A 14,519-nucleotide genomic window follows, 5' to 3' on the forward strand; every position below is an offset into this window, starting at 1 on the left:
ATGGTGTCTCTTGCGTTCCAGGGCATGGTCGGGACCGGGCGTTTTCGTACCCGGAAGTGTCAACCATGTCCTCGCACACCTGTCAGCTATGTCCCCGGTCTGTACACGGCCGGCAAAGAAAAGTAGGTGCCGCCCCGCACAGGGGCAACACTAATAGACCACTAAGACCACAAGGAAAGGCCAAAACCCAAGGCAACCAACGAATAGCGCCGCACAGGCAAAAAAAACCGAACACCTAACCCCAGGAGCCACCATGATCGACAGAATAACCGCCATGCGCACATTCATCCGAATCGTGGACACCAACAGCTTCACCCGCGCAGCGGAGTCATTAAACATCCCGCGCGCGACGGCGACCACCATCGTCCAGAATCTGGAAGCCCTGCTTGGCACGGCGCTCCTCGCCCGCACGACGCGGCGTCTGAGCGTCACCCCAGAAGGCGCGGCCTACTACGAGCGCTGCGCGCAAATCCTCGCCGACATCGACGACATGGAAGCGAGCATCCGCCACGCAACCGACAACCTCACAGGCCGTCTGCGCATCGAAATGCCCAACGCGGTCGCGAACGCCATCGTGCTGCCGGCACTCGACGACTTCCATACGCGTTACCCGAGTCTCGATCTCGCCATCGGCATCAGCCCCCGCACAGTCGACCTGATCTCGGACGCAATCGACTGCAGCATCCAGCTAGGCGAATTGCCCGATTCGAATCTGGTCGCGCGGCAGTTGGGAACCCTCGAACACGTGACCTGCGCGAGCCCGGCCTATCTGGAGCGCCACGGCACACCCACCGATCTGGACGATCTGCGCGGACATCTCGCGGTCAATTGCATGTCGCCGCATAACGGTCGCGAAGTCGACTTCGACTTCGAGGTGAACGGCGAGGCGCAAACGGTCAAGGTGAGCGGCTTCGTCAAGGTCAGCGACGAACAGGCCTATCTCACCTGCGGACTGCAAGGTCTCGGCCTGATTCAGCCGGCGCGGATCGCCGCGCAACCGTACCTGGATTCGGGACTGCTGCGCGAAGTACTGCCGCAATGGAAACCCGTGCCGATGCCGGTCTCGGTCGCGTTCGTGAAGAACCGCCGCGTGTCGCCGCGCGTGCGCGCGTTCGTCGACTGGCTCGCGGAGTTGTTCGAGAAAACGGAGCACGTCGATCAGGATCTCTCGCGCGTGCGTCAGTTGTTGCGCGGCCTGCATCCCGCCTGAGGCGGTTTCGATGCAGACCGCTCGCAACGCCGCGACAGGTGCGTCAGTTCCGTAGTGTGACCGGCACCGGCCGCGTCAGCAGATCGACGTACAAGTTGAAAAAGTTCGGATTGTCGAAGCGTTTGACGATCGTCATCTTTTGCAAACCCGCCGGCGGCGAACTCGTGTAACCCGTGGACTTGCCGTCATTGGCGCCGAAACTCGTGTCCACGTCCACCCACTCCTCCACTGTCTGCGTCGCGAACGACGGGCGCATCAGATACGCGAGCGTCAGCGTGTCCCAGATGTTCGTCGTGTAATTCGGATTGGTCTCGAAACCGTTCTTGCCGTCGAAGCCGTAACCGTTCAACGTCTTGAACAACTGCGTGATGATGGTCTGCTTCGTGGGATCGTGCGCGACACGATCGTAAAGCGCCTTGTCCATCTTGACGGTATCCGTCACGTCGAGCGGAATCACCACCTGCTTGATCGGCAAACGCAACACGGTTTTCGCCGCTTCGGGATCGAACCACCAGTTGAATTCCGCTGTCGGCGTGGTGTTGCCCGGCACGTCGATCGCCCCGCCCATGTAGACGATCTGCTTGATCAGCGGAACGATTTCCGGATGCTGGCGGGTAGCGAGCGCGATATTGGTCAGCGGCCCGATCGCCAGGATCGTCACCTGACCGGGATACTGCTTGACCGAATCGACGATGAAATCCACCGCGCTTTTGCCCTGCACTTTCGTATGCGTGGCGAAGCCGTCCGGCGGCGCGACGAGGTCGCTATCCGATTGCGGCTCGGGTGTGCCCCATGCGCCGAGATAACCGTCGCCACCGGGGAATTGCGCCAGTTCAGCCTGAATGGTCGTGAAGTCATGCGACAAAGCGCGGTTGGCGCCGGCGTACACGCCGATCTGATTTTCAACGCCGAGGCGCTCGACGGATTTCAACGCATCCGCCACACCCTGCTTCAACCATTGATTACCGGAGACGACCGTAATGCCGAGTACTTTCAGCGAACCTTGCGCCTGCAATTGCGCGGCCATCACGCCGAGCTGACCGTCGTCGCTCAGTGTGTTGTAGTCGCTGTCGATAATGACCTTGGGAGGGTCGGCGGGCAGATTGAGATGACCGCCGCCACATGCCGAGATGGACAAGACGGTCGCCATGGTTGCCAGCCATGTCGATGCCAGGAGAAGTCGCTTCACTGATGCCTCCTTGTTTTAGCGCTGTGCTGCGCTGCCGGAATGAGGAGGCCATCATAGGCGCAAAACTAGCGAAGCAGAATCATCATGTTCGCGGCGTGATTCGTGGAATCAGCGTGGCGATAAGACGGCAGGCGTCATCGTTTTGCTCGACGCGCTGCCTCGCCGTGAAGGCGATCTGAAATCAAGGCTGACGAGCCTGTGCCGACGAGCCGGGGCACGCGGGGTCTTTACCCCAATGACCATCGCACACGCGCCAGCGGCACAACTGGTCTTCGAAAAAGCCGCGCTGCCCGCACTCTTTCACGCGCTCGGCGAGCTTCGCGTTGCCGGGCGCAGCCGATGCGCTGACCTTGGTGGCCGTGTTGCCGCCGGCCGCTTTCGCGTCCGCCGGTTTGGTCCGCGCAACGAGCGCCGCCAACAGATCCGCATCCGAATCGTCTTTCGAAGCGCTACCGCTGCGTGATTTCTTCGACTGCGCGACCGTGCCCGATGTGCTCTCGCGATGATTGCTCGTACTCGCCGCCGCGTTTTCCTTCTTGCCGTGGGCCGCCGTCTCGTGCTTCGCGTTGCTGGCGACAGCCGTGGCGTTCTTGCCGTGCTTCGCCGCCGGCACGCTGGCGGCGGAGGCCGCCGATGCCGATGCAACCAATGCCGACGCGCTGCTCGGTTCCGCGCCGTCCGCGAGCGCGCGGGACAAGCGGTTTTCGTCGCTGCTAGCGGGCGTTGCGGCGGACGCCGCCGCGGCTTTGCTGTCGCTATCGTCGGCCACGATCGTCGCCGCTTGCGACGACGCCGCAGCCGGCGCCTCGACCTTCGCGACGACTGGCGGCGCACCGCTCGCGGCGGCGGCCGCTTTCTCGACGTTGGCCGGCGTGGCCGAAGCCAACGACGCGGTTTGCGTGCGCTGCTGCAGATGCCACGCGGCCCAGCCGCCGGCCGCGATCACCAGCAAGGCAACCAGCACGAGCGGCGTTTTCGACCGGCGTGGATTATCCGTAGGCGGCGCGACGCGGCCTTCGAGGTTCGCGAGAATTCGCGAACCATTGCCATCGGCGCCTTTAGCCTTATCGGATAACAGGCTGGGCGGGGCTTTGGAATTCGAACTTTCCGGCGCACTCATTCACTGTCTCATTGAATCCTGGATTATTTCGCCGTGATAATACCGTTCCGGCTCGTCTTCGAGCAGGCCTGATTCTAAGAGCAAGCATTACAAAATACAATTGTTTCCAATTTCCGGGGTCGCCTTTGATTGCCGTAGTACTTCTCGCCTATTTCGCCGTTGCCGTCGTAATCGCCGCAATGCTGCTATTGCCGCCGGTGCGTGCCTATTTATTAGGCGCGGCACTCGCTATTCATGGCCGCGTTATGCGCGGGGCATCGCGTCGCGCATCGCGCGCTCGTGGTCAATTAGTACGCTCGGCAAAAATTTCGCAATCGACCGTAGTCGATATGCAAAACTTACTGGCAAAGCGGCGCTTGCTGATTTTTACCACCGCGGGTATTCTTGCGACGCCGCCATTGGTGGCATTGGCATTACGCGGCCGGCAATTATTCCAATTCGATGACACCGCACGGGTTCCGGACGAGAAAATTGCTGCGTTATTGAACGGCGAACAGCTCGTGCCCCCGCCGCCGCTGCCTCCCGAGGTATTCGCAACGCGGGAAGTCGAGCAGATTCGGCCCGCGCTAAAAGACGCGAGCCGCGACTGGAATTTGCTCGATGCCGATTTCAGAACGCGTTTATTGCTCGTTTACAAAATCATGCACGAGCAGTACGGGTACGAAATGGCTTTGCTGGAAGGTTATCGCAGTCCGGAGCGGCAAAACCGGCTCGCGCAAATGGGGGGCAACGTCACCAATGCCGCAGCATTCCAGAGCTATCACCAATACGGCCTTGCCGCGGACAACGCGTTTTTGCGCGAAGGCAAGCTCGTCATTTCAGAAAAAGATCCCTGGGCCATGCGCGGCTATCAGTTATACGGACAGACGGCCGAACAGGTCGGGCTGACATGGGGCGGCCGCTGGAAGTTGATGGATCTCGGGCACGTCGAATATCACAAACCGGGCTTCGTCCTCGGGCGTGGTCATTAAGGCGAAGCAGGTAATAAAGAAGGTTAAAAGGGTTGACAATGGGGCGTTCAATCAATTTCTCTGGCGAAGAGCGGCAATTCCGCGAGCATATCGGCATTGGGCCATCCGTGATCGGCAGCGGTCAGTGTCGATTTAACAATTCAGCCTTTTTCGCTGTCACCTGAAAATGCTTTCGCTTTATTTCAAATGCCATACGCGCGCCGCGCTGCCTGCCACACCACGCGCCACAACACATCTCATCAAGACCTGAACGGCCTATGCGACGCATTCTCAACGTGTTGACCCACACACGCACGCTCTCGATCATCGGCTTGCTCGCGCTCGCTGCTGTTTTATTCATCGGCGCGGATACCTTGCAGATCGACCCGCTGTGGCCTGCGATCGCACTCGGCGCGATCGTCGCGCTGTGGCTGCTGGTGTGGGCGGTGCGCCGCCTGCGCGCGCGCCGCGCGAACAACAAGCTCGGCGAAATGCTCGAACAGCAGGCCGAGAAGCAGGCGGAAAGCGGCCCCGCGCCCACGCCGGCGCGCCAGGCCGAACTCGACGTGCTGCGCACGCGCCTCGTCGACGCGGTCAAGACCATCAAGACCTCGAAGATCGGTCAGGTTTCGGGCGGCTCGGCGCTGTACGAGTTGCCGTGGTACATCGTGATCGGCAATCCCGCCGCGGGCAAGAGCAGCGCGGTGCTGAACTCCGGCTTGCAGTTCCCGTTCGCCGACAAGAACAACGCGGTCATCCACGGCATTGGCGGCACGCGCAATTGCGACTGGTTCTTCACGACCGAAGGCATTCTGCTCGACACGGCCGGCCGCTATTCGGTGCACGAGGAAGACCGCACGGAGTGGCTCGGCTTTCTCGGCCTGCTCAAACGCTTCCGGCCGAAGGCGCCGATCAACGGCATCATCGTCACCGCCAGCATTGCCGAACTGACCAGCAGCAAGCCCGAGTTCGCGATCAACCTCGCGAAGAACCTGCGCCAGCGCGTGCAGGAGTTGACCGAAAAGCTCGAAGTGTTCGCGCCGGTGTACGTGATGTTCACCAAGGCCGATCTGATTACCGGCTTCACCGAGTTTTTCAGCGGCAGCGACCGCCATGAATACGACCGCGTGTGGGGCGCCACCCTGCCCTACGAGCCGGATGAGAAGCGCGACGTGGTCGGCCTGTTCGACGACCACTTCGAAGAACTGTACGACGGCCTGAAAGAGATCAGCGTCGCGCAGATGTCGATCAATCGCGGCAACAAGCTCTCGCCGGGACAGTTGAGTTTCCCGCTCGAATTCTCGACCATCAAACCCGCGTTGCGCGCGTTTCTCGCCACGCTGTTCGAAACGAACCCGTTCCAGTACAAGCCGATTTTCCGCGGCTTCTATTTCACCAGCGCGTTGCAGGAAGGCGAAACCAACAGCGCCGCCGCCACGCGCATCGCCAACCGCTTCGGCCTCTCCGCCGAGAGCCTGCCCAAGCCGCACAGCGCGTTCTCGAAGAACGGCTTCTTCCTGCGCGACCTGTTCTCCAAAGTGATCTTCGCCGACCGGCAGACGGTCAGGCAATTCGCCAGCCCCGCGAAAACGCGCATGCGCTATGCGACGTTCTTCGGCTTCGTCGCGGTGCTCGCGTTGGCGCTCGGCGGCTGGACGTGGTCGACGATCGGCAATCAGCAACTCGCCGACAACGTCAAGGCCGACCTCGACAACGTCGTGCGTTTGCAGCAGAACCGCAACGACCTGCAATCGCGCCTGCAGGCCATGGACATTCTGGAAGACCGCATCGACCAGCTCGAACAGTTCCGCCGCGACAAGCCGCTGGCCGTTTCGCTCGGGCTGTATCAGGGCGATCGGCTCGAACAGCATCTGCTCACCGAGTATTACAACGGCGTGCGCCAGATCCTGCTCGCGCCGGTCTCACAGAATCTCGCGTCGTTCCTGAAGGACGTCAACGCGCATCCCGATCAGCTCGCGCCGCTGAACCGCACGCCCGATGCCGCCGCGATTCCGGTGTCCGCGCACACGGCGATGGCGACCAACAGCCAGGGCGGACTCTATAGCGATGCGTCGCCGACCAACGTCGAGGACGCCTACAACGCGCTCAAGACCTACCTGATGCTGAGCGACAAGCGTCACGCGGAAACGGCTCACCTGACCGACCAGGTGGCGCGCTTCTGGCGCGGCTGGCTCGAAACGAATCGCGGCAACATGCCTCGCGACGAGATGATCCGCAGCGCCGAGCGCATGATCACGTTCTACCTGTCGCGCGTGTCGGACAACGACTGGCCGATGATCGACCAGAACCTCGGCCTCGTCGATCAAACGCGCGAGAACCTGCGCCGCGTGGTGCGCGGCATGCCGGCCCGTCAGCGCGTCTACGAGGAAATCAAGGCGCGCGCGTCGACCCGTTTCGCGCCGATGACGATCGCGCGCATCGTCGGCGAGAACAATACGGGGCTGGTGGCGGGCAGCTATGCGATCCCCGGCACCTTCACGCGTGAGGCGTGGTTCCAGTACGTGCAGCCCGCGATTCGCGACGCCGCCACCAAGGAATTGCAGGCGAAGGACTGGGTGCTCAACACTTCCGCGCACGACGATCTGACGTTGGAAGGCAGCCCCGAGCAGATCCAGAAAGCGCTGGTCACGATGTACAAGACCGAGTACGCGATGCACTGGCAGAAGTTCATGCAGGGCATTGCCGTGCAGAGCTTCGGCAGCTTCGGCCAGGCCGTGGATGCGATGAACCGCCTGGGCGATCCGCAGGACTCGCCGATCCGCAAGGTGCTGCAAACCGCCTACGATCAAACCTCGTGGGACAACCCGTCGCTCTTCAATGCGAATCTGAAGCGCGCGCAAAGCGGCGTCACGAGTTGGGTCAAGCAATGGTTCTCGCGCGCGCCGACCGGCCAGTTGAACGCGAACATCGACATCAACGGCAATCCGGTCGAAATGCCGATGGGTCCGATCGGCCAGGAGTTCTCGGCACTCGGCCGTATCGTGGTGAGCGGCGACAACGGCTCGATGCTCAAGGGCTACATGGATACGCTCTCGAAGGTCCGCACGCGCTTTAACGTCATCAAGAATCAGGGCGATCCGGGACCGGGCGCGCGTCAGTTGATGCAGCAGACACTCGACGGCAACGGCTCCGAGCTGGCCGATTCGCTGAAGTACGTCGACGAGCAGATGCTCACGGGCCTCACCGATTCGCAACGCAAGGCGCTGCGCCCGCTGCTGGTGCGTCCGCTGATGGCCGCGTATACGGTGGTGATCCAGCCGGCCAGCGTCGAAGTCAACAAGGTGTGGAATGCGCAGGTCTATCAGACCTTCCAGGGATCGCTCGCGAACAAGTACCCGTTCGCGGGCGATGCGAAGGTCGAGGCCGGCGCCGGCGAGATCGCCCAGGTGTTCGGACCGGACGGCGCGATCGCCAAGTTCGTCGGCACCACGCTCGGACCGCTCGCGGTGCGCCGCGGCGATACCCTCACCGCTCGCACGTGGGGCGACATGGGTCTCGCGCTCACGCCCGACTTCACCAACGGCTTCGCGCGCTGGGTGGCGCCGCTCGCCGGCGGCGCGGCCTCGACCGGCCAAAGCTCGTCCGAACCGCAGACCGTGTTCCAGATCCTGCCGCAGCCGAGCAGCGGCACCACGGAATACACGCTCGCGATCGACGGTCAGCAGATGCGCTATCGCAACACGCCGCCGCAGTGGACCAACTTCGTGTGGCCGAATCCATCGGGTTCGCCAGGCGCGACGCTTAGCGCCACCACGTTCGACGGCCGCACGCTGCAACTCGTCAACGAGCCGGGCCGCTACGGTCTGGAGAAGCTGATCAACTCGGCGCAGCGCAAGCGTCGTCCGGACGGCACCTTCGATCTGTCGTGGACGCAAGGCAATGTGACGGTGGCGGTCAGCATGCGCATCATCAGCACGTCGCAGGCATCGAGCGGCGGCGACGCGCCGCAGCAACAGAGCCTGCGCGGCTTGCGGCTGCCGTCCTCGGTGGCGGACGTGGGCTCCGCAGCCAACCCGGTCAATGCAACGGCAGCGGGCGGCGCGCCCGCTGCCGCGCCGGCTTCGCCAACGGCTCGGCCGGCCACGGCCGCCGCCGCGGTTTCGAACACAGGGGGTGCGCAATGACGCAAACCGTGCAGGCGCAGATCGCCTACTTCGGCAAGATTCCGTCGCGCGGCGACTTTGTCAAAAGCGCGCATAACCCGCAATTGCTGGCCACGCTCGACCGCTGGATCGCCGAGGCGATGGAATTGCTGAGCGACGATCCGCGCTGGAAGATCGTCTACGAAAACGCCAAGCCCATGCACTTCGCGTTCCTCGGTTCGCGCAGCAAGCTGGCGATTGCCGGGCACATGGTGGCGAGTCACGATCAGTCGTCGCGGCGCTTTCCGTTTCTGGCCGCGACCGCGCTGGAAGTCGAAAAGCCGCTGACCTTCCTCGCGCACAGTCCGCTCGCGTTCGCGCGGCTGTGGTCGCGGGTCGCCTCGCAGATGAAGCCGCTGCTCGGCGCGAGCGAGCCGCCCGGCGCGTTGCAGGCGCTCGGGGAAACCCAGGTGGCGATCGAAATCGGCGGCGGTCCCGACAATCCGCACGACGGCACCTTCAACGATTTCGTCGAGCACCAGACGCTCGCCGGCCTCGAACAGATGCTGCTCGCGAGCGGTCATCCGGTGCGCTTGCGCGGCGCGATGCTGGCGCTCGGCTCGCTACTGCGTCCGGTGATGCAAAGCGGCTCGTCGCATCTCGAACGCGGGCTCACGTTGCCGTTGCCGAACGATCCGTTTTATCGCAGTCTCGTCGCCGCATTCTGGCTCGAACTGATCGCGCCGTTCGTCTCGCAGGCGGATTTCGAACTGGCGATTTTCATCGGCACGATCGCCGAGCGCGAGCGGCTCATCATCGGCTTTAACGGCGCCTCGGCCAAAACGCTGCACAGCGTGGTCGATCCGCAGGCGTATGCGGCACACAACATCGATATCGACGATCCCGAGTGGATCGACGAACACGCACAGAACGATCATGGCATCAGCAAGCTCGTCAGTTACCTCGACCAACCGCAACTGTCGCTGCGCGTCAGCATCGACACGTTCCGCGAAGCATTCACGGGAGCGTGACACGATGCTGATTAAACACACTCGCATGGCCGCGCTGCTCACGGGTCTCATGATCGGCGGTCTCGCCCATGCCGACAATGACGGCCCGGCGCGCGTTACGCCGGTCGACAACAGCGGCGTGTCGATTCGCACCACGGTCCTGCCGGCGTCGTCGGCGGCTGCCGGAACTGCCGGACCCGCCGTGAACACAGCCGGGCTCGCCAGCGGCACGACGGGTGCGGGCACCGGCGCGGTCACCGCCGCCCCGCCGCCCGCCAATGCAGCGCCGGGCCAGGTGGTGGTGGGCGGCAAGGTGCCGGATGAAGCAACCAAGTCCGCCGTGCTGACCAAGCTGCGCGACACGTATGGCGCGGCGAACGTGGTCGATCAGATCGAGGTGGCGGACGTGGCGACGCCGCCGAACTGGTCCGCCAACGTGCAAAAACTGATTGGCCCGCAGTTGAAGCAGATCAGCAAGGGTCAATTGAAGATCGACGGCACGCAGATCGACGTGAAGGGCGAAGTGCACAACGAATCGCAGCGGCAGCAGCTCGCGAGCGACATGGCGAATGCGCTGAATCCAACCTATACGATCAAGAACGGCTTGCGCGTGAGCGCGTCCGAACAAGGTCTGCTCGATCAGACGCTCGCGAACCGCACGATCGAATTCGAAACCGGCAGCGCGACGCTCACGCCGCAAGGCCGCGCCATTCTCGATCAGATGGCCGCGGTGCTGTTGAAGATGACCACGAAGATGGTGGCGATCATCGGCCACACCGACAACTCCGGCAACCGCACGTCGAACATCGCGCTGAGCCAGGCGCGCGCGGATGCGGTGAAGGGTTATCTGGTCGCCAAGGGCCTGCCGCCGCAGCAAATGACCACAACCGGCGTCGGCCCGGACCAACCGATTGCATCGAACGATACGAGCGACGGGCGGGCACGCAACCGGCGCATCGAGTTTCGCGCGGGGTCGTGAGTCGTTGCTTGCGCGCCTCCGCGCCGCCGCGCATGAAAAAAGCCTGGCTTCCTTGAAAATCGAAGCCAGGCTTTTTTGTTTCCCTTGCGGATGCGTTAGCTTTTCTCGTCGGGCTTCACGCCCAGCAGCTCGCGAATATGGGCGAGCGATCCGTCGTCTTTCACCACCGTCGAGAGCCATTGATGCAAGGGCATGTCCGCGCACTCGGCGGCCTTCTCGGCGAAATAGGCGGCCGGATTATGCGGCTCGGTGCCGCGAAAGAATTTCGCCACCGCGCGCAACTGCGCAACCGCTTGCGCACGGCTCTGGATTCCTGCAATCGACGTGGTCGGCATGGTCGTCAACACGGGTTCCTCGCGTTGCGCGGCGGTCTTGAAGGTGGGCTCGGCGCGTTCGAGTTCGTTGGGCGTGGAGGCTTTCGGCGTGGGCGCCGCTTCCACGCCCACGCCCAGGTCGCGGGCGAAGCGTTCGGCCAGACGGTAGACGCTTTCATACGCGTCCTTTACCTGGCGAAAGCTCGGCGCGGAATCGGCGGCACGGCGATCGAGCTCCTGTTCGAGCGCGAGCATCGCCGCTTCGAACGCTTTGAGGTCGACCAGCAGCGTCGAATAAAACGCCGGCGGCGTGCTGCGCTTCGATGCCTCGATCTGCTCGATCGAAGGCTTGCCGCGCGCGATGTCGTCGGCGTGATCCGGATCGCGCTTGACGGCTTGCGCGACATGCGTGGCCACGTCCCAGTCGATCGTGCTATACGAGTTGCCTTGCGACGACGTGAGCGGCATCGCGCGCAGCAGATCGCCGGTGCGGCCCACCAGCCACGCGACGTTGCCGAGACGGTACTCGGTGTCGTCGCCTTCCGGCAGCGGATGCACGTGGTCCCAGTACTTTTCGCACAGCCCCGTCAGCAACGCATAGCCTTGCGTGAGACCGGTGACGCCTTCCTCGATGGCAAGCGCTTCCGTGAGCCATACGGCGAGCCGCAAATCCTTGGTCTGCGTTTGCAGCAGACTGCTCGATCGTTCGACCACGAACGGCCAGTCCGCCTCCTTGATGTCCGTGACCCATTCGCCCTGATCCAGCGACGGGTCCTCGAAACGGCGCGCGTGCTGGATCGCGTCGAAGTCGGCGGAGAAAAGCAGATCGTCGCCGCAGGGCGAGGTTTCGCTGATCGGAGCCAGCAGCGTAGTCAGATTAGTCGGCATGGCAGAAAGCGATAAGTATCCGGTACGGCGTTAAAACAGATCGACTGGCGAACGACGCGTCGACGCGCCGCTTCACACAACCACGTATTCGAATTCTCCCGCTTCGCTCGCGCGCACCGAAATACGTTCGAGCGCGGCGCCGTTCGCGATGCGCTCCAGCACCTGCTGCGCGACTTCGGGCAACAGCGTGCCGTTCAGAATGTGATCGACGTTGCGCGCGCCGGAATCCACCTCGGTGCAACGCGCGAGCACCGCGTCGACCAGCGACTCGTCCCACTCGAACACCGCCTTATGGTTCGACTCGATGCGGCGGCGAATCCGCTCCAGCTTCAGCTCGATGATTTCCGCGAGCACGTCATCGGAAATCGGATAGTACGGCACCACTTTCATGCGGCCGAGAAACGCCGGCTTGAATGCCTTGTAGAGTTGCGGGCGCAATGCTTCCGCGAGTTCGTCCGCGCTCGGCAGTTCTTCGGCGCTCCTGTTCAGGCACGCCTGCATCACCGCTTGCGAGCCGACATTCGAGGTCAGAATGATCAACGTATTGCGGAAGTCGATCTCGCGGCCCTCGGCGTCGTCCATCGTGCCCTTGTCGAACACCTGGAAGAACATTTCGAGCACGTCGGGATGCGCCTTTTCGACTTCGTCGAGCAGCACGACCGAGTACGGATTGCGCCGCACCGCTTCGGTCAGCACGCCGCCCTCGCCGTAACCGACGTAGCCCGGCGGCGAGCCTTTCAGGCCCGATACGCTGTGCGCTTCCTGATACTCGCTCATGTTGATCGTGACCATCTTGCGTTCGCCGCCGTACAGCACGTCGGCAAGCGCGAGCGCGGTTTCGGTCTTGCCGACCCCCGACGGTCCGACGAACATGAACACGCCGCGCGGCTTGTTCGGGTCTTCGAGATTCGCGCTCGCGGTGCGCACGCGTTGCGCGATCGCATCGAGCGCATGGTCCTGGCCGATCACGCGCGCGCTCAATAGCGGTTGCAGGTTCAGCACGGTCTGGATTTCGTCCTTGACCATGCGGCCGAGCGGGATGCCGGTCCACGACGCGACGATTTCAGCGACCACGTGGCCGTCGACCTGCAACGGCACCATCGGCTGACCGCCTTGCAACGCGTGCAATTCGGCCACGCGCGTGGCGAGCGTTTCGCGCGCCTGCTGCGCTTTTTCGGCTTGCGCGGCAGCGCCGCTGCTCACACGCGCCGCGTCGATCTCCGCGCGCAGGCCGACGATCTCCGCGACGAGCGCGCGCTCCTTGTCGTAGCGCGCTTCGTCTTCGGCGAGATCCTTGAGGTCTTGTTCCCGTTCGCTGCGCAGTTCCGCGAGCCGCTCGTCGTGCAGCGCGCCGCTCGCCGCTTCGCGCTCCAGCGCGGCGATTTCAGCGTCGATACGTTCGAGGCGCTTTTTCGTGTCGTCGATCGCAGCCGGTGTCGAGCTATGCGCCAGCGCGACTTTCGCGCAGGCGGTGTCGAGCACGCTGATCGCCTTATCCGGCAATTGCCGGCCGCTGATGTAGCGATGCGACAGGCGCACCGCTTCAGTGATCGCGTCGTCGAGCACGCGGACGTTGAAGTGTTTTTCCATCAACGCGGCCATGCCGCGCAGCATCGCGGCGGCGAGCGTTTCGCCCGGCTCCTCGATCTTCACGACCTGGAAACGCCGCGCCAATGCCGCGTCTTTCTCGAAGTACTTCTTGTACTCGCTCCACGTGGTCGCCGCTATGGTGCGCAATTCACCGCGCGCCAACGCGGGCTTCAGCAGGTTCGCCGCATCGTTCTGCCCGGCCTGGCCGCCGGCGCCGATGATCGTGTGCGCTTCGTCGATGAACAGAATGATCGGATGCGGGCTCTTCTTGACTTCGTCGATCACGTTCTTCAGGCGGTTTTCGAATTCGCCTTTCACGCTCGCGCCCGCTTGCAGCAGCCCCATGTCGAGTACGTGCAGCGCCACGCCTTTCAGCGGCGCCGGCACGTCGTCCGCGGCGATGCGCAGCGCGAGACCCTCGACCACCGCCGTTTTGCCGACGCCCGCCTCGCCCGTCATGATCGGATTGTTTTGCCGACGGCGCATCAGAATGTCGATGGTCTGGCGAATCTCGCCTTCGCGGCCGATCACCGGATCGATCTTGCCGTCACGCGCGCGCTGCGTGAGGTTGCTGGTGTACGTATCGAGCGCGGGTGTTTTGGACGGCGCGCCGGGCAAGCTGTCGGCCGCCGCCGTATCGCTCGTGCTTTCGTCTTCGTTCTGCGCCGCATTGCTGCGCTCGACTTCGCGCGAGCCCGCGGTCAATTCATCGAACTTGTGCTTGAGATCGGTCATCCGCACGTCGCGCAGCAATGGCGACATGCGCTCGGCGAACTGTGCGAGATCCGGCGCCGTCAGCAACGCGAGCAGCAAATGCCCGGAACGGATCCGCCCGATCTGCGAATCGAGCGACGCAATCAACCACGCCTGTTCGAGCAATTCGATCAGATGCTTCGAAAACACCGGCGTGCGCGTATTGCCGGTCTTCAGGCGCTGCAATTCGCGCTCCAGATCGGCACGCAATGCATGAGCATCGACCCGGCTCGCGCGCAGCACGAGCGCGACGTCGCTCGCGGGTTCATCGAGCAGCGCGAGCAACAGATGCTCCAGGTCCACTTCGTAATGACCGCGCGCGAGACAGTTGTTCGCCGCCAGCAATGCCGCCTGCCGGCAGGTCGGATTCAGTTTGGCGATCAGGGTATTGAGGGACGTGCTCATGTCGTGCG

The 14,519-nt window shown here is 63.2% G+C and carries 9 protein-coding genes; 5 read left to right on the plus strand and 4 right to left on the minus strand.

Translation table 11 applies throughout. The features are described 5' to 3' along the window. Window positions 1-253 precede the first annotated feature (253 nt). The gene (locus tag ACTJLC_RS20140) at window positions 254-1,210 is read left to right on the plus strand and encodes a LysR family transcriptional regulator (RefSeq protein ID WP_154874947.1); all 957 of its coding nucleotides are present in this window, start codon (window positions 254-256) and stop codon (window positions 1,208-1,210) included. Window positions 1,211-1,253: 43 nt separating this feature from the next. On the opposite strand, the gene ACTJLC_RS20145 is transcribed toward ACTJLC_RS20140, so the two are convergent. Further along, entirely contained in the window at window positions 1,254-2,360 is a 1,107-nt protein-coding gene (locus ACTJLC_RS20145) for a nucleoside hydrolase (RefSeq protein ID WP_374709870.1), read from the minus strand. A gap of 220 nt (window positions 2,361-2,580) precedes the next feature. Beyond that, window positions 2,581-3,519, minus strand: a complete 939-nt coding sequence (locus ACTJLC_RS20150) for a hypothetical protein (protein ID WP_310132809.1) — start codon at window positions 3,517-3,519, stop codon at window positions 2,581-2,583. Between the two features lie 125 nt (window positions 3,520-3,644). Between ACTJLC_RS20150 and ACTJLC_RS20155 the strand changes: the two genes are divergently transcribed. The 4 genes from ACTJLC_RS20155 (at window position 3,645) to ACTJLC_RS20170 (ending at window position 10,561) form a co-directional block, all read left to right on the plus strand. Continuing rightward, window positions 3,645-4,490 (plus strand): M15 family metallopeptidase, encoded by an 846-nt coding sequence (locus ACTJLC_RS20155; protein ID WP_310132811.1) that lies wholly within the window; start codon window positions 3,645-3,647, stop codon window positions 4,488-4,490. 257 nt (window positions 4,491-4,747) lie between these two features. Then, complete coding sequence (tssM, locus tag ACTJLC_RS20160) at window positions 4,748-8,614, plus strand: type VI secretion system membrane subunit TssM (protein ID WP_310132813.1); 3,867 nt, start codon at window positions 4,748-4,750, stop codon at window positions 8,612-8,614. After that, window positions 8,611-9,603: a type VI secretion system-associated protein TagF gene (gene tagF / locus ACTJLC_RS20165; protein ID WP_114163614.1), complete on the plus strand. Its 993-nt coding sequence runs from the start codon at window positions 8,611-8,613 to the stop codon at window positions 9,601-9,603. Before tssM ends, tagF begins: the two co-directional genes overlap by 4 nt. A gap of 4 nt (window positions 9,604-9,607) precedes the next feature. Further along, window positions 9,608-10,561: an OmpA family protein gene (locus ACTJLC_RS20170; RefSeq protein ID WP_154874943.1), complete on the plus strand. Its 954-nt coding sequence runs from the start codon at window positions 9,608-9,610 to the stop codon at window positions 10,559-10,561. 95 nt (window positions 10,562-10,656) lie between these two features. Here ACTJLC_RS20170 and tssA read toward each other — a convergent pair whose 3' ends face one another. Together tssA and tssH are read right to left on the minus strand one after the other, a co-directional pair. Then, complete coding sequence (gene tssA / locus ACTJLC_RS20175) at window positions 10,657-11,763, minus strand: type VI secretion system protein TssA (RefSeq protein WP_083086227.1); 1,107 nt, start codon at window positions 11,761-11,763, stop codon at window positions 10,657-10,659. 72 nt (window positions 11,764-11,835) lie between these two features. Further along, window positions 11,836-14,511 (minus strand): type VI secretion system ATPase TssH, encoded by a 2,676-nt coding sequence (gene tssH, locus ACTJLC_RS20180; RefSeq protein WP_310132816.1) that lies wholly within the window; start codon window positions 14,509-14,511, stop codon window positions 11,836-11,838. Between the last annotated feature and the right edge of the window lie 8 nt (window positions 14,512-14,519).

The organism is Paraburkholderia sp. 22099 (genome assembly GCF_052045835.1).
Lineage (GTDB): Bacteria > Pseudomonadota > Gammaproteobacteria > Burkholderiales > Burkholderiaceae > Paraburkholderia > Paraburkholderia terricola.